The following is a 19,052-nucleotide window of genomic DNA, read 5'->3' as shown; positions in this document are numbered from 1 at the left end:
TTTACACCTTTTTAGGTGAGAGGGACTGTTTCAAAATCGAACACTTTTGATGTTCGCTTTGGATACAAAAAAGCCTCCAATGCAATACAAAGGAGGCTTAATCAAATCTTTAAAAACTAATATTATTTGGCTGCAGCATATCTTTTGGCTACCTCATCCCAATTAACAACATTCCAAAATGCTGAAATATAATCAGGTCTTCTGTTTTGGTAGTTTAGGTAATACGCGTGTTCCCAAACATCTAATCCAAGAATTGGAGTTCCTTTGGTTTCCGCAATATCCATAACCGGATTGTCTTGGTTAGGAGTAGAACTAACGACCAATTCACCGTTACTCACACTTAACCAAGCCCAACCTGATCCAAATCTGGTAGCGGCAGCGTTAGCAAATTCTTCTTTAAATTTATCAAAAGAACCAAATTTTGCATCAATTGCAGCGGCCAAGTCACCAGAAGGTGCACCACCTCCATTAGGAGAAAGGATGGTCCAGAAAAGAGAGTGGTTATAGTGTCCACCGCCATTGTTTCTTACTCCTGCAGGAGCAGAAGAAACATTTTCCATCAGCTCTTCTATGCTTTTAGATTCAAGGTCAGTGCCTTTGATCGCATCATTTAATTTGGTTACATAAGCGTTATGATGTTTGCCATGGTGAATTTCCATGGTTTTGGCATCAATATTCGGTTCTAATGCATTTGTTTCGTAAGGTAAGCTGGGAAGTTCAAAAGCCATTTTTTTCTTTTTTAGGTTATACAATGTTTTCGTTGATGGTTGTAGGTTCGTCTTATTAAAAAACCTAATCTATAAACCATCAATCTCCAAAAATGGTTCTATTATTCCTTTGAATCTTTAATTTCTTAGATTTTTAAAAAAAGTTTGGATCAATTTTGTGGATTCTTCTTGAAATGGTCCTTGGAAAACCTTGGTTTTTGGATGAACAATGCCAGGATCTGTATTAGAATAACCTCGTTTAGGGTCTGAGGCCGCAAAATGCAGCTCTCCCAATTGGGCCCAGAAGCAAGCCCCTGCACACATGATACAGGGTTCCAAAGTAACGTACATTTTACATTCGGGCAGGTATTTGGCTCCTAAGGCATTTGATGCTGCAGTGATGGCCAATATTTCTGCATGGGCAGTTACATCCGTAAGCTTTTCAGATTGATTGTAAGCTCTGGCAATGGCACGATTATTTACAACGATTACTGCTCCTACGGGTATTTCACCCTCTTCAGCGGCCATTCTTGCCTGTTTTAGGGCTTCGTTCATCCAGTATTCGTCGGTGAATATTTCCAATGCTACCGGATTAAAAAATATAGCCAAATACTTCTTTCCTTATGCCTTCATTGATAATTAAGGCCAAAAGAAGTGAGACAATTAAACCTATGCCTGCCTTTAAAAGGTCATTGGAGGCCATTCGGTATGCCCGTACCAATCTTGCTTTGCGCTTTTTAAGTTTTTTTGATTTCGCTAAGGCAATGGACAATTCCCTACCACCAAGTAAACCTATAAATACCCAAGTGGTACTCATTGGCATTTGACTGTAAGCTTTGAAGTAAAAAGAATAATTGCATAAACGAAATCCACTATGGTAGCAGCCCTTACGTCTGTAACCCTGGTTTTCTCATTGACAATTCCTTGAATTTTATCTCCTTTCATATAAAAGAGAACACCAAGTCCTAAAAATACAAACCCAGTATAGGCGGAAAATTCCCAGGCATTTAACTCTCGAGGAAGGAATACGGCAATATTTGCAGCATCTTGCATGATCCATACCGCCCAGAGACTACCCGAAGTAATCCATTGTAATGGATACCAAAATTTGCTGGGTTTTCCTTTTAGATAATTGGTAACAAATTTCTCCAATACATACCAAACTATAATGGCCAAGAAAAAGGCTACAAAATAACCCACAAAGCTTTTTTGCATCACTCCTATAATGGTGCCGGCTTTATAGGTAAATACATTGAGCAAAAGGAAAGTTGTGGAAACAGGCATTCTTAGACGCGTCATCACCAATAAAACAATGGGAGCAGCAATCTGAAGGAATACAAAACTTTCCGGCGCTTTGTCAAGACCATCTACTCTTAAGCGTTGATAACTTACATCCCCGTTGTAATAAAACCAGCTAAAGGTGACAGTTCCAACAAATATTAAACCCATAAACAACCACAAGAAATACCATTTCTGTTTCTGGTTGGAGGCTATAAATGTCCCAATGGTTTGGATACTGTCATTGGCAATGGCAGAATAAGCAGCCAAAGCAAAGCCAAACCACATGGCTGCGTAAGTGTAAGGAGTAATGATTCCTGCAATGGATACCAAAATGCAGATGATCAAAAGGAAAGATTTTTCCTTTTTTGTGAAATCAAAAGGGAATAGGCCGCCTTTGATAGTGCGTCCTGGTTGATGTTTTGATCTTTAAGTTTGGCCATAAGCAGTTGTCGGCTTTGAAATACGGGTGCAAATTAAACAAGAAATATTAAGGATAATGTTACCGAATTGTTAAGTCCCGAATTAATTTATGGTAAAGTTGAACCCTGTATAGGAAATTGAAGAAAAGTATTTTTTCAAAAATATAAATATTTTATTTCCTATTGAGCTACAAGGGGTATTTTTAATGTATTATTTCGCTCTAAGTTGTTGTTTTCCAATATTAACAGAAGTTTTACTTAAAAAGCGTGTAATTCTCTTTACTCTATCCGTATTTTGTAATTATATTCTTTGCAAAATCTACAGCCACTACTGAATGACAAAAGCGTTTGAAGCCAACCCTTTTATGAAAAACCTGATTACAGTAGCCACTATAATTGTGGGCTTGTTGATTTTCATGTTTTCCATTGATTTTTTAACCTTTTCATTAACTGAATTAAATAATGAAGCTGCCAATGCTTTATTCACTGCCACAAGTAACCCTTTTGTAGGACTTTTTATTGGCTTGCTTACCACTGCCTTGATCCAGTCCAGCTCCACCATTTCTGCCATGGTGGTGGTATTGGTGGCTTCGGGAAATCTTAGTCTCGCACAGGCAGTCCCTGTAATCATGGGAGCCAATATCGGCACCACCTTAACCAGTACCTTGGTTGCTTTTGGATATGTGTTGAAAAGAAAAACTTTTCGCAAAGCTCTTTCCGCCGGAGTATTGCATGATATCTTTAATATCATTACTGTTATAATTTTGCTTCCCTTGGAAGTATATTTTGGAGTTCTTAGTCAACTGGCTGCCTGGCTGACCCATTGGTTTGTATGGGAAGAAAGAACTAGTATGGAAGGTATTGGGTTGAATGGTTTTTTCCTTAGACCCTTGAGTTATGAACTTTATACATTTTTAGTATGGCCATTGTTGGCATTGGTTGCCGGCATTTTGTTGATGATTGGGTCCATTAAAATCCTTTCATCTCTAGCTTACAAGTCATTGATCACTCCCAACTTTAAGAAAATCAAAAAACATATATTTAATTATCCCTACAGGTCTTTTGCCTATGGAGTCTTTTTTACAGCGGCAGTTCAATCGAGTACCGTGACCACTTCGCTGATGGTTACAGCAGTTGCCACAGGGAAAGTCGCGCTAAGGAAAGTATTTCCATTTATTATGGGAGCAAATCTAGGTACCACGATTACTGCTGTAATTGCTGCTTTGTATAAAACGGAGGCGGCCATTAGTGTAGCCATCGTGCATGTACTTTTTAATTTGGTTGGCAACCTGATTTTTCTTCCTTTTCCTAGGTTGAGAGAAATTCCTGTTAAATTGGCTAAGAAGTTTGGCAAACAAACTTCCTTAAATAAAACCATAGGTTTTGCTTATATTTTACTTACCTTTTTTATTATCCCATTTTTCCTTATTTATTTTAATCAAGTAGAAGGTAAACCAACAGCAAATAAAGAAATAAGTGAAAAAAGAGAGCAGGTAAAGATGATTACGGATTTTTATCCAGCCAAGCCTCCATTATAAGGTGGCCGCTACTGCTGCCAATTCTATCTGCGCCGGCAGCTACCATTGCCTCTGCCTGTTCGAGGGACTTGATGCCTCCGCTTGCTTTGATTCCTACTTGACTAGGAAGAATATTTCTTAGGCGTTTAATAGTTTTAATTTGAGCCCCTTTCTCAGCAAATCCCGTAGAAGTTTTAACAAAATCTACTCCGGCATCTACACAAATATGGCAGGCTTCTGATAATTCCTCTTCCTTAAGTAAAACTGTTTCAATAATTACTTTAAGTAATTTTTCTTCATCATGACAAACTTTAGCCAGTTGAGCAAGTTCAATCTTTGGCCAGTTCATGCGGGATTTAAATCCGGTAATTGACCAAACCACATCCAATTCATCCACTCCATCCTTAATGGCCTGCCTCGTTTCAAAGACTTTGGTTTGTGTCATAGAATAGCCCAATGGAAAGCCCACTACGGTTACCAATTGTATGTCTAAATCCGATAGCTCCCTTTTGGCTTTTTTACCCAAAAAGGAGGTAAGCAAACGCCCCTGAAATTATATTTTTTCGCTTGGTCTAAAACAGTTTGAATGCCTTGCTCGTCAACTGCAGCATGCAAAGCCGTATGTTCAATATATCGATTTAAATTTTTCATTAGTCAATCAAAATATGGATATTCGAAACTTTATGGAATATATTACTTTAGCTCTAGGATGGATCGTGTTTTATGTAATCCATAGCCTATTGGCAAATCTCAATATAAAAAGAAAATTCAAGCTTTGGATGGGTGCTTATTATATATGGTACCGACTAATTTATAGTACATTGGCCACATTCTTATTTTTGGGGCTTTTTGTTTATGCAGGAAGTATTGTCCCGGACTGGGTTTATAGGCCTTCAGATTCCAGTACCTATTTCGGCTATATGTTGGCGACCCTTGGCACCATTATAGCCGTCAAAAGTATGAAAGGAATTTCCTTGGGAAGATTTATAGGCTGGCATGCCCATGATGACTTAAACGAAAAAGAGCAATTGATTCTGAGTGGCTGGTATAGCCATGTGCGACATCCATTGTATTTAGCTTTGATTTTAATTTTCTTAGGTTATTTCCTTTATGTTCCTAATTTCGCTTCAATGATTCATTTAATGGCTTTGTTGCTTTACCTCCCACTCGGAGTTTATTATGAAGAAAAAAATTAATTGCAATTTATGGTGATGCTTATATTGATTACCAAAGAAATGTTCCACCAATCCTTCCCCGATTTAAAAAATGAATGAGCTGATATTTTATAGTCTATTGTTGATTGTGGTGTTGGGCCATTTGATTATGGCCAGTTTTTTTACAGACAGATTAGCAAAACTGATAAGCTTTCTTTCCATGAGAAAAATCAGTGGAGGCTGAAGGCCCTAATTTTTCCGATTGGTTATTGGTATTTGTTTAAAAGACGAGTAAATGGTATAAAAAAATAGGAGGGATTTTATTTTTTAATCGTTAAAGGTTGAATGGACGGGTTTTCTAGTGGCATATCCAATGGATTGATGGATGAATTTTGCTTCAATTTTTTATAAAAATAAAATCCGTTGACTAGCATGACCAAGGCACATAAAGTCATTACCAGTATTAGTCCTTCTGAATAAAAGGTAAACCAACTCATTGCCTCCCAGTTTCCAAACTGTTTGAAAATAAGGATACTACAAGAGCCCAAGTAGCCAAAACTGTCCACCAAATACATAAGGAATCCAACGTTTCCAACATATTTGAAGGCCGCCAATAAGCGGTCGAATAAAAGACAATTGAAGGGAATATATGCCATATATATTCCTGTACCTGTACCTACCGTCCAATAAAAAGGACTCATCATACCTTGTTGAAGCAGAAAAGTTGAAATTACTGCCAACATCAAACCAGAGATTATGATCAGGTGGTAAAGAAATAGCGCTTTGAAATTATTTTTTACTAAAACGAGTAAACCCATCATAAGCAATAGGAGAAGGGTGATGGGAATTTCTGTTTGGGTAAGAAGTTCCGGAGCCAGTCCTACTTTTAACTCTTTCCATATTTCCACCACGAAATTATCTCTTATGTCTCTAAAGGCAGTCAGAGCCATATAAACCAAGACAAGTAGTACTATACCAAAGCTAAATTTCTTAAAAAATGCTTGTCGTTCAGATTTATTCATGGACTTTCGTTCAGTCTTCAAAGACACATCCTTCTCATTGGGTGAAGGAGTATGGTCCAAGAAAAATACTGCCAAGATAAGGAATGGAACAAACAAAGCCCCTGTGATAAAAGGCATCCAATATGGGTCTATGGCCCAATCAACCAATAAATACCTGCCAATGGACTTTACAAAACCTGATGAAAAAACGAAACTGATAGCCAATATGCTACCCATCATTTCGGTAAACCTTCGGCCCTCCAAGTAATGAAAAACCAAGCCCCAAATCAGTCCAAGTGGAAACCCATTTAGCAGAAAACAAAAGATATTAAAGGGAGCAGGTAGAAGTGCAAAACCTAACAAGGACAACCAGGCAATACCTACCAAGGAAACGATCAAAAGTCCTCTTTTTTTCCGTCTAATTCCGAGATAAGTTTGATGCCATAAAACTTACTGGCCATGTACCCAAATGTTTGCATAAGAATTAGCCATACCTTAATATCTATTCCCCACCATTCTTCTTGGGAAAAAGTGGCAGCGGCAAAAGGTTTTCTAAAAGCATACATGCTACTATAGGTCATAAAAGCCATTAATGCCACAAAGGTGCTCATCAGTATGGGGTGAGCTGCATTTAACCTTTTAGAAAGCGAAGGGAAATGAATCATTTATTTTCTTCAGGAATTTTTGTGAATACCGAGGTTACAAGCGGTATAATTTCATAGAGCGCACTGACGATATGTGTAGGATTTGCACGCATGAGTTTATCATAATTGTATCTTGGGCTGGTGATACCAATACTCATCATACATCCAGATTGCTGTCCTTCCAATATATCCACCATGGTATCACCTATTTTTATGATTTCTGTAGGACTACCAATTCCTAATGATGCCATCATACGTAGGATCATGTCCGGATAGGGACGACCTTTGGCAACTTCATCGCTACAGACAGTAATGTCGATAAGTGGATGGTTTTCCCAGCCAACACCCTTTAAAAGTAGATTTGCCGTGGCCCTGTCCAGGTTGGTATTCAGGCCAATTTTTATTCCCAATTGCTGGAGGGCCTCAAAAACCTCCATGGCATCTTCAATTTGCGAAATGTCAGGTTTGGCCTTGTAATGGTGTTCTATTTCTTGCTTGAAGGTTTCATAAATCTTTTCAGCCATTGCTTCAGATAAGGCTTTATAGTAGGTAGGGTGAGCTGAGAGTATTTGGCGAATTGCTTCAGGAATCGCAAATCCCGTTTTTTCGTCTACGAGGTCTAAATTGAGTTGATCAAAGCCATTGGATAAAAATGCCTTTAATAATAGCTGAGGAACCACTGCATTGTTGTTGATTGTGGTTCCTGCCATATCAAAAACAGCCAATTTGATAGGGGTTTTCATGATTTAAGCATTTTTTAGTCTCCTATTAAACTTCAATGTCTTAAAATAATGAAAATTATCGGTAACCTAATAACAGGGGAAGTTACATGGGTTAATTTTTTTAGTTCAATATTGCCGAAATAAAAGAAAGTTTTTAATTTCAGCATAAACCAATCAGACCATGACAGACCCTACCACTGAAAGCAAGATCAATGAAATATTTTCCTTATATGAATCCTTTGGAAATGCAGATTATATTGGTGAACCTGTTTCTCAAATTGAACACATGAGCCAGGCAGCCCAAATGGCAGAGAAAGAGGGTTACGGCAAAGAGGTGATTTTAGCTGCATTCTTTCATGATTTGGGACATCTATTCTCCCAAAGAGAAGAATTGGAACAAATGGATGGGTATGGGGTTATGGATCATGAAAAACTAGGTGCAGATTACCTGCGAAAACTAGGTTTTCCTGAAAAAGTGGCCAGATTGGTGGAAAGTCATGTGGAGGCCAAAAGGTACCTTACTTTTAAAAATCCCGTATACTTTCAGAAATTGTCTGAAGCCAGTAAGCAAACCTTAAATTTTCAAGGAGGAGTTATGAGCGCTAAGGAGGCTCGGGAATTTGAAGCAGATCCGGAGCATAAACTCATTTTGAAAATGAGGGAATGGGATGAAAAGGCAAAAGAAACAGGGATTCCTGTACCAAAGCTTGATGCCTATAAAAAAATGGCCTTGGAGATATTGTCTTAATCATTCCAAGGCCACAACTGTATTATTTTTCTGTGGTGACAAGGTCTTTTACACATTCAACCCAAGTTTCTTCTGAGTTTAAGCTTGGTACCAAGTCCCATTTTTCGCCACCTAGCTCAATAAAGAGCTCTTTGTATTCTTCTCCTACCTCTACAGTGGTTTCCAGACAGTCGGCCACAAAGGCGGGGAGAAAACCATTACCTTTTTTACACCGTCCGCTGCCATTTCTTTTATCAGTTCATCTGTATAAGGTTTGATCCATGGATCCTTTCCAAGCCTGGATTGAAAAGAAGTAAGCACTTTTTCTTTTGGCAGTTGAAGTTTTTCCGAAATCAAACGAGTGGTATGAAAGCTTTGTGCCCGGTAACAATACCTATTTTTCTTATGGTAGCTTGCACAGCATTTTCCATTTAGTTGGCAATATCCATCGACCGCACCTTTTAAAATTTGCCTTTCAGGCAGCCCGTGATAAGAAAACAAGTAACGGTCATAATCCCCTCAGCCATTTGCTTTTTGCCTAACTCCGCCCAAGCTTCAAGAAATAATGGGTGTTCGACGAAATTACTAATGAAGCGTATGCTTGGAATTATTTGCCATTCTCTAGCAAGCTCCATTACTTTATCTATGACAGACCCATTGCTTGCAGAGGCATATTGAGGGAAAAGAGGTAAAACCACAATTTCTTGTACGTTGGCTTTATTTAGGGCTTTCAAACCATCTTCAATGCTTGGGCTTTGGTACCTCATGGCAATTTCAACCTGGTATTTTTCCTGATCAAGCAAGGGAACCAACTTGTCCCTTAAGTCTTCGGTATGAAATAATAAAGGTGAACCTCTTTCTGTCCATAGCTTTTGGTATTCCTTGGCAGATTTTGGAGACCTAAACGGCGCAATAATAAAATTGACCAGCATCCACCTTGATAGATAAGGGATATCCAAAACCCTTCCATCCATCAAAAATTCTCTTAGGTATTTCCTTACATCTCCCGTTTCAGGGCTGTCAGGGGTTCCCAAATTGACCAACAAAATGCCTGTTTTGGATTTGCTCTTATTCATGTTTTATTTAATTGTCCGTTTTGCTAACCAAAAATACGGGCTATTGTTAGAAAATACCAATAGAATTCAACTTTGCCCATATAAAGAAAGTAAAAGTTAAGGAATAGTAGGTCAATCAATGAATTTTAAAGCCTGCCTACTTTTTGAGGTTGCTTTATCCTTATTCTCCCTCTGTAATACTTTTAGTAATATTTTGTATTAATGGTAGAGGCTTAACAGGAATTCTTTATTTTCCACTTGAATAGCTTTTCATAGTAACTTAGTTTTCTAATGTTTACATCCCGATAGGGATATATTCTATTTTTTGAGATGTTATTAAAAAGCAGAGCGACGAGAAGCAAAACCATTAGGCCACTGAAAATAGGGTTGAGAACATATAAAAAGCCCTTTTCTTTAATTTCATCAGAACCAATATTGGCGATCAGGGCAATGGCTCCTCCGGGCGGGTGCAAGGTCTTGGTATATTGCATGACCAAGATCGCCAAAGCAACAGACAATGCAGGGGACAGCCAAATAAATTCCTCCAAATGAAATAACTTATAGGTCAAAACGCCCACGAATGCAGAAAGGGTGCCACCAAACAATGTGTTCCTTGGCTGGGCCAACGGGCTATTGGAGGCACTGAATAGCAATACGGAAGAAGCGCCAAATGCACCAATTAAAAACAACTGATCTTCACTTTCAATGTGGTAAAAAAATTGTTGGAGCATACCAATTGCACCTATGCCTATAAAGGCACCACAAAATGACCAAAGGTTGTCTATGGGTTGATGGCTGGTTTCTTTATAGGCGATCATTTTGACCTTTTGAATACCCTTCTTAAACTTCCTCATTGCTAACTAAAATGACTTTCGGCCGGCAAAGTTGGCCAATAGTTAGATTTCGAACAATGTTTGTTGAAAATTAATGGCCTATAGTTTACCCCAAAATATGGAAAAGACGGACTATTACATGCTGAAATCGCTTCAAAATCAGGGTTAACCTATAATTTTATATGGCTCCCTCGGTTTCCATCGGTGCTTTCCAATAAAAAAGCCATCCAGACAATGGATGGCTTAAGAGTAGCTCATGTTAAGGTGATGAAATTATTAATTTTGATCTTTTCTATGCTTAAACTCCTTACTTGCCTTATCCAAAAAGTCTATGAATTTTTGGATGTCCGTTTCGTAAGCAATTGGATTAATTAGCAACTCCTCTTCATGATCCAAAATCACATAATAAGGTTGTGCGTTATTATTAAAGCGTGTAATTTGAAAATCCGCATTCTGTTTTCCAATGGTTTTTTTGACTTTATTGTCATAGGTAGAGGTGTACCATTGTTCTTCCGGCAAGGTATATCTTTCGTCAATATAGAGGGCTACCATTACAAAATCCTCCTTCAGACGTTTGAGCACCCTGGAATCTGACCATACCCTTGCTTCCATTTCCCGGCAATTGACACAGCCGTGCCCGGTAAAATCTATAAACAAGGGTTTGTTTTGTCTTTTGCTGCCCGCAAGGCTTGGTCATAATCAAAGTAACCCTGAATACCGTGTGGGAAGTGAAGGAAATCAGCGTATTTAGGAATTTCATCAAGTTCGTTCTCAGAACTTTGGCGACTGATTTTGCTCAGGTCAAAATCATGAGACGACAGTGGAGGTAAATATCCACTAAGGGCTTTCAAAGGTGCACCCCACATCCCCGGGATCATGTAGACCACCAATACAAAAGTGGCGATGGCCAACATTAATCTGGGCACACTAATAAAATCCAAGGGGCTGTCATGCGGAAGTCGTATTTTACCAAGCAAATACAAGCCTAATAAAGTGAAAATCACTATCCAGATGGCCAAATAGATGTCCCTATCCAAAATTCCCCAATGATAAACCTGATCGGCAACACTAAGAAACTTAAAGGCCAAAGCAAGTTCCAGAAAGCCCAGGACCACTTTTACTGAATTTAACCAGCCTCCTGATTTAGGAAGAGAATTTAACCAACCCGGGAATATAGCAAATAAGGTAAAGGGCAATGCAAAAGCCAAAGAAAAGGCTAACATACCTAATATGGGTTTCACCAAGGCACCTCCAGCAGAACTTATCAAAATTGAACCTACAATTGGGCCGGTACAAGAAAAAGAAACCAAGACCAGAGTAAATGCCATAAAGAAAATACCGAGCATGCCTCCTTTATCTGCCTGGGCATCCATTTTGTTTACAAATCCTGCTGGAAGTGTGATCTCAAACAAGCCTAAAAAGGCCAATGCAAAGAAGATAAATACCCCGAAAAAGAATACGTTTGGAAGCCAATGGGTTGATAGCCAGTTGGCAAATTCAGGCCCCTGGATGGCTGCAAGTAATGTGCCGGCAATGGTATATATCGCAATGATTGAAAAGCCATAAATAAAGGCATTCCTATAACCCTCCATTTTGTTTTTACCTCTTCCGGTAAAGAAGGTTACTGTCATAGGGATCATAGGAAAAACACAAGGGGTCAATAGCGCTGCCAGGCCTGCCAGAAAGGCAATAAACATAAATCCTATCAAGGATTCTTCCGGTTGTTCTAAAGTTATTTCTTCCGAATCAGCTTGGAATGTGGTTTCACTTGAGGTAGGTTCCCCTAACGAGATATTGATATCCTCTTGATAATTTATGCACTGATTGGTAATGTCAGAACACATCTGGTATTCCAATGTGCCTTTTATAACTGCATTTTCCTCATTTAGAATAAGCTTCTGATGAAACAGTCCTTCTTTATCAAAATAGGTGATGTCCCCTTCCCAAATCTCATCGTATTTTTGTTTGGAACCTATGGCCTCCAAGCCGCCTATTAGGCTAATGCCTTTGGACTCTTCCAGCTTTACTTCTGTGAGTAAAGGGCCAAGGTTTGGGTCAAACTCATTGGAATAAATATACCAATTGGTGGGGATGGCAGCCTTAAAAATAAGGGTAAGCTCATCACCCACTTGTGGATTTTTTGGTCCAGTTGAATGTCCCATTTTGGAGGGGAAATTACCTGGGCACTTAATGAAAGACTTAAGAAAAAGAAACTTAAGGTTATAAAAATTAACTTATTGAAATTCATTACCGTGTTTTACCCTATTTGGTGATACATCCAATAGTAATTAAAAAGGTCAATGATTAGTTCCTTAAGTCCTTTTACTTTTCTCCCTATTTATTCATCTTTATTTGAAAGGCGGTGATAATGTTTAAAAAACAAAGCAATGGTTTCTATGCCTTTAAAGTAATTGTCCACCCCATAGTGCTCATTAGGAGAGTGGATGCCATCTGTATCCAGTCCAAAACCTAGCAATATTGGGTCAAGTCCTAATACCTGTTGAAACAAAGCAGTGATAGGTATAGAACCACCCTCTCTAGTGGGAATGGCTTTTTTCCGAAGGCTTCATCTATGGCTGCTTCTGCTGCTTTGTAACCAATAGAATCTGTTGGAATTACTGCCGCTTGTCCGCCATGATGAGGGACAACCTTAACTTTTACCGCCGGAGGAGCGATGCTTTTAAAGTGCTCTTCAAAAAGCTTGGCGATGGACTTATGGTCTTGGTTAGGTACTAGGCGCATGGAAATCTTTGCATTGGCTTTTGAAGGAAGCACTGTCTTGGCTCCTTCTCCAATATACCCACCCCAAATGCCATTGACATCTAAAGTTGGTCGGATACCTACCCTTTCAATGGTTGTATAGCCTTTTTCACCATAAGTTTCCTTAATGTCTAATTTCTTCCTATAATCCCCTTCATCAAAAGGAGCTTTGTTCAGCTGGTTGCGATAAGCTTCACTGTAATCTTCCACATTATCATAAAAGCCGGGTATAGTAATGCGATTGTCTTCATCATGGAGGGAGCTGATCATTTTGCAGAGGATATTAATAGGGTTAGCTACTGCTCCACCAAAGGTTCCACTGTGCAAGTCCTTGTTGGGACCTGTGACTTCTACTTCCATATAGGCCAGACCTTTTAGCCCAACGGTTACAGAAGGATGTTCCAAGGAAATCATAGAAGTGTCGGAAATTAATACCACATCGGCTTTCAGTTTTTCCTGATTGTTTCGCACAAAAACATCCAAGTTTTCAGAGCCAACTTCCTCTTCTCCCTCAATCATAAATTTGACGTTGCAATTGAGTTGGCCATTGGAGAGCATGGCTTCAAACGCCTTCACATGCATGTAAAACTGACCTTTGTCATCAGCCGATCCCCTGGCAAAGATGGCTCCATTGGGATGGTTAGCGGTTTTCTTGATTACAGGTTCAAATGGTGGGGAGTCCCACAAATTAAGCGGATCTGCAGGCTGAACATCATAATGTCCATAAACCAATACTGTAGGGGCAGCCGGATCAATTATCTTTTCACCATAAACGATTGGATAACCATCCGTTTGGCAGATTTCTGCATGATCAACCCCGGCAGCTTCAAGGCTGTTTTTGACATATTCAGCTGCAGTGAAAACCTCTTCTTTATATGCAGGATCTGCGCTTACTGAAGGGATGCGAAGTAAGTCCAACAACTCATCTAAAAATCTTTTGGAATTGGATTCAATGTATTTTTTTAGTTCCATGATGCTATATTTTGTTTTATACCCATAGTGGATAACTAGGGTGCAGAATATTTATTCGTTTTGCGATACTTGTATTTTAGTTTGCTTAAAGCGGTATGAAAACGCTTAAAATGACCGCCACATGGCTTGAATTAAACCATAAAATTAAAACAATTTGAATGGTTTTGCCCTATAATTTGAAATTAACCAGTCGCCCATCTTTGTTGGATTGCATGTGTGCAGGCATGGAAGCCTTAATTTCTTCAAAAGCAAATTAACCAATCTTTGCTTTAAAAAGTTACGGGTCCTTATTAAACTGATCTCCCTTACCGGGGGATTTCCTGAAAATGGTCTCAACCTGGTTTTTTCTTCCTTGGACAGATTATCTGTAGCAAGTTCGGGAAGTAACGTAATTCCCATATAGCGATCAACCATGTTTTTAAGCCCCTCAATGGAACCACTTTCATAGTGGAAATTTTTTCGTTGAAATACATTTTTGTCACAAAGGTTGAGTACTTGATCGCGGAAACAGTGCCCTTGTTGTAAAACCCACAAATCCTCTGCCGGAAGGTCGGCAACTGGAATTTCTTTTTGATTTAATAGGGGATGGTCTTTGGACAGGTACACAAAAAATTTTTCATAGAAAATAGGTTTTTCCACCATTCCACCTTCATGTAGCGGACTCACCACGATGCCCAAATCAAGTTCATCATTTTTTAACCTACTTAAAATTTCTTCTGTTACCATCTCCTGTACCTCTAACAGGACATTTGGATATTTTTCTATAAAATTTCCAATAAAGAGTGGCAATAGATTAGGGGCTAAAGTAGGTATAATACCAACTTTTATGGTTCCCCCAATTTCCCCTTTCATTTCAGCTACTAACTCCAAGAGACCCTTACTTTCCATGACCACTCGTTTGGCTTGGGCAATGACTTTTTCTCCAATCTCTGTAGGTATCACCGGCATTTTTGACCTGTCGAACAAGAGGATGTCCAATTCCCTTTCCAATTTGCTGATTTGAGCACTTAAGGTTGGCTGGGTAACAAAGCAGGCATCAGCCGCCTGGCCAAAATGCCTGAATTTCTCTACGGCCAATATGTATTCCAGTTGCTGTATCGTCATAATGTTGTTTTAGGGTAATGAATTAACGAAATTCTACAGCTTTGGGCCAAATAATTAAAGTATTTATCCTTTTTTGGCTATAAATTTTTTTGATCCAATTCCTGTTACTGCTTCTCAGCCTTATCAGAAGAATTTGGCTTAACTTTACATTTTGGTTGTCAACGCTGTCTTAAGGAAAGAAATATACCAATTTGGCAAAAGTCTTGCTGCCAAACACACAGGTTTCATCCAAAATTACTGTTTAAAGGTTTTATAAAGATCATAAGTTTTCAATGCATATTCTAAAGCTGGAAGGAATACACAAAATAAAAGCGCCAAACAAGGTTAATATCCTTTCCAATGTTTCTTTTGAGGTGAAAGAGGGAGAGATTTTGGTCTTGTCAGGTGATCAAGACGCTGGTGTGTCCACCCTTATTCGAGGCATACTTGGTCTGGAAAATTTTGGCAGTGGGAAATTGTTATTTTCAGGCCCAAAACTTGGTGACTTGACGGTTAATAGACCTACAACCGGTGTGATTTTTCAAGATTATGCCCTGTTTCCTAACCTCAGTATTTTAGAGAATGTAAAATTAGCCTTAAAAGGGAGAAAACAAGAAATTGAGCAGCAGGCCTTGGCGAGTTTGAAATTGCTAGGTTTGGATGGTTTTTCTGAAAAATATCCCGAAGCGCTAGGTATAGAGGATAGGTTCCGAGTCGCTCTAGCCAGGGCAATAGCTCCAGAGCCTCGGCTGTTGGTTTTGTCAGAACCCTTCAGACAGCTGAGAGGCATGTACAAGCACGACCTTATAGTCGAAACTAAGAGATGCTTGAAACAAGCCGGTATAGCTGCTTTGGTGGAAACAAGTGATAAAGCAGTAGCGCTCTCTATTTCCGACCGCTTGGCAGTATTTCATAAAGGATATTTACAACAGATTGATTCGCCGCAAAATATATATCAACGTCCATCAAATTCTTATGTGGCCAATTTCTTTGGTAAAAGGAATGAATTACTTGCCACTGCTACGAGCGATGGGTTCTATACTTCCTTTGGGTTTATAGATGATGAACGTTCCAAAGTTTTTAACAATAAAGTAAAAATTCTATTTAGACCCGAAGAGGTCAAAGTAAAAAAAGGCTTGAGACAAGCCCTGATAGGAACAGTGAGGCAATGTTCTTTTTATGGTGATCACCAACAGATAACCTTAGAAGATGACATGGGTAAATCAATATTAGTGAAATCATCCCCAAATAAGGTTTTTGCTTTAGGTAGCAACGTTTTCTTCACCCTTAGGTCTTTTAAGGTCGAAGATGCTTTTTAAAATATTGGCCATATAATTTTATAGGTATAAAAAGCTGTTTGTTGCATGGGCCTATTTGCCGAAAAATTAAACTCCTAAGAGGTTAGTAATGTAAAAAAATATGGTTACTTTAGGCCTTGAATGTTATCACTTTGAGTGATTTAATAAGCCCTTTTAACCATGAATAAGACCAACAGTTGGATAAAATTATTAATTACCATTACATTTTGTTGTTCCGCGTTATATTCCTCTTTCTCTCAAACACTTCAAAAGGTAAACGAGAAAAGTAAAAATCCTAATATGGTTTCTACTTACCATGTGCTTAAAGGCTCACAAATAAAAGAAGGCGCTGCCGAAATGAAATACAAGGGGAAGCTGGGATTTCGTGTGAAGGGCCAATTTAGTCAGGGCAATAGGTCCGGTATCTGGGAATTTTTTGATTCGGATAACACTATAATCCAGAAGTACAATTACACAACAGAAAAATTTGAATACCTGCAAAACTTTAACTCTCTTCAGGCTGTATTTATTTTAAAAGACCAGGATTTGGTGAAATTAGAAACCGGGGCTATTCCGGTATTGCTCGGTGGTGATGCTAAGTTTTTGTATTTTTTAGCCAATAATATACATTATCCACATGCTGCAAGGGCAAAAGGAGCTACTGGCACAGTAGGTGTGATGGTGACCATTACCAAAGAAGGGGAAATGGTCCGTCCTTTTATTCCCAAGCCAGGAGACAAGGCCTTAGATGCGGAGGCATTAAGGGTGGTATCTATGATGCCGAATGATTGGATTCCGCTATACTTAAATGGTGAACCAACAGACTGTTTAGTGCTTTTGTATGTGAATTTTCAATTGGGGTAAGTCCATTTAAACTGGAATATTTTTAGAGTTAATTTGTATTTTACTTTGGGATATGTAATCAATCTTAATTTTAAGCCGAACATGCAATAGACAACTTATTGCCGGTAGAAATCACTTCAAAATCTGCCAATTCATTGCTGTTTGGAGATTACAGTACAAATTACGAATCCATTTGAATAATTCGGATTTAAGAAAGCTCCTCCCATAGAAATTCCCTTTTATTCGGAAGCTGTATTGATGGATGTGAAAAGTCTTTCAGTAAAAAATTGGAAGGCTGAACAAGGATTTTTGCCATTATTTAATCTAGATGAGTAGCTATTTTAAGCATTCTTACCATCATTTCATAGGCTCCTAATGATCTCGTTATTAATCAGTTCCAATATTGATTTTTTTTTTAATTCTTTATTTACAATTGAGAGGATTTTTTATATTTGTCGCTTATTTAAATCTTTCTTAGATTAAATCTAAATAATGTTTAAATTTGCAATCCCATTAGTTCCAACAAAATTAAATGAAAGGAATTGGGTTAGTGGTTCAAACATTGTTTAAGTAAATAATAGGTAGTCTAATATCAAAACCTGTCTGAAGAATGAACATAGCAAGGTAAGCTTTAGCTATGGCAGGAACAAAGCGGGTTTAAAAACAATAATATTTGATGGTGGAAATAGCTCGAAAGGGTTACTTCCTTTGTTGTTTAAAAATCAATACAACCAAAAAAATGACGAAGCAGAAAAACAAAACTTTGTGGGAGAAAACCAGAAAATTTCTCAATGACATACACCTGTGGGCGGGTTTAATTAGTGGAATTGTACTTTTAGTAGTATGCCTTACAGGTACAATATATGTTTACAATACTGAAATTAGAGAGTGGAATGCTTCCCATCTTTACAAAGTGAGCAATGATGGTTTGCCTAGGCTTTCCCCAAATGAATTGCTTGATAAGAACAAAGAGCTGATTGAAGGAAACATTACAGGTGTAAGGATATCTTCAGATGCTGAAAGAAGCTTTCAGATCTCTGCCAGAGCAAAAGGAGACAAAAGCAGGTCAGGCACTACTTATTTCGTTAACCCATATACCGGTGAAATGCTGGGCAATAGCAAAGAAGAAAATGCTGCAGTTACTTTTATGGGATACATGTTTAGCCTGCACCGTTGGTTATTATTAGACAAAATCGAAGAACCGATTTTTGAAGGATTAGAAAACAGGAAGTTGGGAAGCTATATCACAGGTGCCTCAACAATTCTATTTACAATTGGCGTTTTGACTGGTATAGTGATATGGGTTCCTCGTAAGGCTAAGTATTGGCGACAAGGACTAAAAGTTAAATTGAGTGGAAATTGGAAGAGAATTAATCATGATCTGCATAATTCCTTGGCTTTTTATTCTGCCATCATTTTGTTTCTAATGGGTGTGACAGGTCCCTTCTTTTCTTTTCCGTGGTACAGAGAGGCCTTGCAAAAATCATTGGGAACGTATAAAGAGAGAAGTGTAGGAGGACATGGTCCTTCAGCGGCAGCCCAAGGTAAAGGAGAAGGAGAGAAAAAGAGACAAGAAAAGGTTGAAGTTTTGCCACTTGAGGATTATTTATACAGTGCAGATCAAGTGTTGGATTATGAGGGAGAATATACTCTGAGCTTGCCAAAAAATGGTGGTAAAACCATTAGTGTCAGTAAAACAAAAGCAGGATTCTTCGCACCGGCGGCGTCAGATAAACTGGTACTTGATGTAGCAAGTGCTGAAGTTGTGGAAGCTGATATTTTTAAGGAAAAGCCATTGAATGAACGGATATCCGGATCCATAAAAGCCCTTCATTTGGGCAATGTTTATGGGTCTTTTTCTAAGCTCCTCTATTTTATTTCCTGCCTAATAGCAACAAGTCTTCCGGTTACCGGTACTTTGATTTGGATCAATAAAATGAAAAAACCGAAAAATAAGAATAAAAAGAAAGCACAATTGGCTTAGTCTCTGCTGCCGTATTTTAAGTAGGTGGTATCTTGAACCAGTTATTGGGCAT

The 19,052-nt window shown here is 38.5% G+C and carries 10 protein-coding genes and 7 pseudogenes; 6 read left to right on the top strand and 11 right to left on the bottom strand.

The window, feature by feature from the left end:
• Positions 1 to 122 precede the first annotated feature (122 nt).
• The 3 genes and pseudogenes from WG932_RS20640 to WG932_RS20630 form a co-directional block, all read right to left on the bottom strand.
• Positions 123 to 728 (bottom strand): superoxide dismutase, encoded by a 606-nt coding sequence (locus WG932_RS20640; protein ID WP_014019782.1) that lies wholly within the window; start codon positions 726 to 728, stop codon positions 123 to 125.
• Positions 729 to 845: 117 nt separating this feature from the next.
• Entirely contained in the window at positions 846 to 1,289 is a 444-nt protein-coding gene (locus tag WG932_RS20635) for a nucleoside deaminase (protein WP_187770897.1), read from the bottom strand.
• A 10-nt stretch (positions 1,290 to 1,299) separates the two neighbouring features.
• A pseudogene (locus tag WG932_RS20630) lies at positions 1,300 to 2,428 on the bottom strand (hypothetical protein).
• A gap of 314 nt (positions 2,429 to 2,742) precedes the next feature.
• Here WG932_RS20630 and WG932_RS20625 point away from each other — a divergent pair.
• Positions 2,743 to 3,945, top strand: coding sequence for a Na/Pi symporter (locus WG932_RS20625; protein WP_483085233.1), 1,203 nt, complete (start codon positions 2,743 to 2,745; stop codon positions 3,943 to 3,945).
• Here WG932_RS20625 and deoC read toward each other — a convergent pair.
• Positions 3,911 to 4,575, bottom strand: a pseudogene (gene deoC / locus WG932_RS20620) (deoxyribose-phosphate aldolase). The gene WG932_RS20625 and the pseudogene deoC overlap by 35 nt on opposite strands.
• Before the next feature lie 14 nt (positions 4,576 to 4,589).
• On the opposite strand from deoC, the gene WG932_RS20615 reads away from it, so the two are divergent.
• Positions 4,590 to 5,120: a methyltransferase family protein gene (locus tag WG932_RS20615; RefSeq protein WP_483085232.1), complete on the top strand. Its 531-nt coding sequence runs from the start codon at positions 4,590 to 4,592 to the stop codon at positions 5,118 to 5,120.
• 278 nt (positions 5,121 to 5,398) lie between these two features.
• Here the strand turns inward: WG932_RS20615 and WG932_RS20610 are convergent.
• Both WG932_RS20610 and WG932_RS20605 read right to left on the bottom strand, forming a co-directional pair.
• Positions 5,399 to 6,645: pseudogene (locus tag WG932_RS20610) on the bottom strand (DUF5690 family protein).
• Between the two features lie 95 nt (positions 6,646 to 6,740).
• A complete protein-coding gene (locus WG932_RS20605) occupies positions 6,741 to 7,466 on the bottom strand; it encodes an HAD-IA family hydrolase (protein WP_483085231.1) in 726 nt (241 codons plus the stop codon).
• Between the two features lie 160 nt (positions 7,467 to 7,626).
• Between WG932_RS20605 and WG932_RS20600 the strand changes: the two genes are divergently transcribed.
• Complete coding sequence (locus WG932_RS20600; protein ID WP_014019773.1) at positions 7,627 to 8,193, top strand: phosphonate degradation HD-domain oxygenase; 567 nt, start codon at positions 7,627 to 7,629, stop codon at positions 8,191 to 8,193.
• A 22-nt stretch (positions 8,194 to 8,215) separates the two neighbouring features.
• On the opposite strand, the pseudogene hemH reads toward WG932_RS20600, so the two are convergent.
• The 5 genes and pseudogenes from hemH to WG932_RS20575 all read right to left on the bottom strand — a co-directional run bounded on the left by hemH (position 8,216) and on the right by WG932_RS20575 (position 14,896).
• Positions 8,216 to 9,248: pseudogene (hemH, locus tag WG932_RS20595) on the bottom strand (ferrochelatase).
• A gap of 212 nt (positions 9,249 to 9,460) precedes the next feature.
• A complete protein-coding gene (locus tag WG932_RS20590) occupies positions 9,461 to 10,045 on the bottom strand; it encodes an HPP family protein (protein ID WP_483085230.1) in 585 nt (194 codons plus the stop codon).
• 291 nt (positions 10,046 to 10,336) lie between these two features.
• Positions 10,337 to 12,308: pseudogene (locus WG932_RS20585) on the bottom strand (protein-disulfide reductase DsbD family protein).
• A gap of 90 nt (positions 12,309 to 12,398) precedes the next feature.
• A pseudogene (locus tag WG932_RS20580) lies at positions 12,399 to 13,792 on the bottom strand (dipeptidase).
• A 169-nt stretch (positions 13,793 to 13,961) separates the two neighbouring features.
• A pseudogene (locus tag WG932_RS20575) lies at positions 13,962 to 14,896 on the bottom strand (hydrogen peroxide-inducible genes activator).
• A gap of 272 nt (positions 14,897 to 15,168) precedes the next feature.
• On the opposite strand from WG932_RS20575, the gene WG932_RS20570 reads away from it, so the two are divergent.
• From WG932_RS20570 to WG932_RS20560, 3 genes are all read left to right on the top strand, one after another.
• A complete protein-coding gene (locus WG932_RS20570; RefSeq protein ID WP_483085229.1) occupies positions 15,169 to 16,194 on the top strand; it encodes an ABC transporter ATP-binding protein in 1,026 nt (341 codons plus the stop codon).
• A 159-nt stretch (positions 16,195 to 16,353) separates the two neighbouring features.
• Positions 16,354 to 17,037: an energy transducer TonB gene (locus WG932_RS20565; RefSeq protein ID WP_483085228.1), complete on the top strand. Its 684-nt coding sequence runs from the start codon at positions 16,354 to 16,356 to the stop codon at positions 17,035 to 17,037.
• 718 nt (positions 17,038 to 17,755) lie between these two features.
• Positions 17,756 to 19,000, top strand: a complete 1,245-nt coding sequence (locus tag WG932_RS20560) for a PepSY-associated TM helix domain-containing protein (protein WP_483085227.1) — start codon at positions 17,756 to 17,758, stop codon at positions 18,998 to 19,000.
• Positions 19,001 to 19,052 lie beyond the last annotated feature (52 nt).

Source organism: Cyclobacterium sp. SOCE241 (assembly GCF_056867545.1).
Note: the sequence above shows the minus strand (reverse complement) of the source record. Positions and strands in the feature narration are given on the sequence as shown.

Excerpts from the sequence above, each read along its gene's own strand:
- WG932_RS20640 (WP_014019782.1), bottom strand. The coding sequence starts at position 728 with ATGGCTTTTGAACTTCCCAGCTTACCTTACGAAACAAATGCATTAGAA.
- WG932_RS20590 (WP_483085230.1), bottom strand. The coding sequence starts at position 10,045 with ATGATCGCCTATAAAGAAACCAGCCATCAACCCATAGACAACCTTTGG.
- WG932_RS20565 (WP_483085228.1), top strand. The coding sequence starts at position 16,354 with ATGAATAAGACCAACAGTTGGATAAAATTATTAATTACCATTACATTT.
- WG932_RS20560 (WP_483085227.1), top strand. The coding sequence starts at position 17,756 with ATGACGAAGCAGAAAAACAAAACTTTGTGGGAGAAAACCAGAAAATTT.
- WG932_RS20570 (WP_483085229.1), top strand. The coding sequence starts at position 15,169 with ATGCATATTCTAAAGCTGGAAGGAATACACAAAATAAAAGCGCCAAAC.
- WG932_RS20600 (WP_014019773.1), top strand. The coding sequence starts at position 7,627 with ATGACAGACCCTACCACTGAAAGCAAGATCAATGAAATATTTTCCTTA.
- WG932_RS20615 (WP_483085232.1), top strand. The coding sequence starts at position 4,590 with ATGGATATTCGAAACTTTATGGAATATATTACTTTAGCTCTAGGATGG.
- WG932_RS20625 (WP_483085233.1), top strand. The coding sequence starts at position 2,743 with ATGACAAAAGCGTTTGAAGCCAACCCTTTTATGAAAAACCTGATTACA.
- WG932_RS20605 (WP_483085231.1), bottom strand. The coding sequence starts at position 7,466 with ATGAAAACCCCTATCAAATTGGCTGTTTTTGATATGGCAGGAACCACA.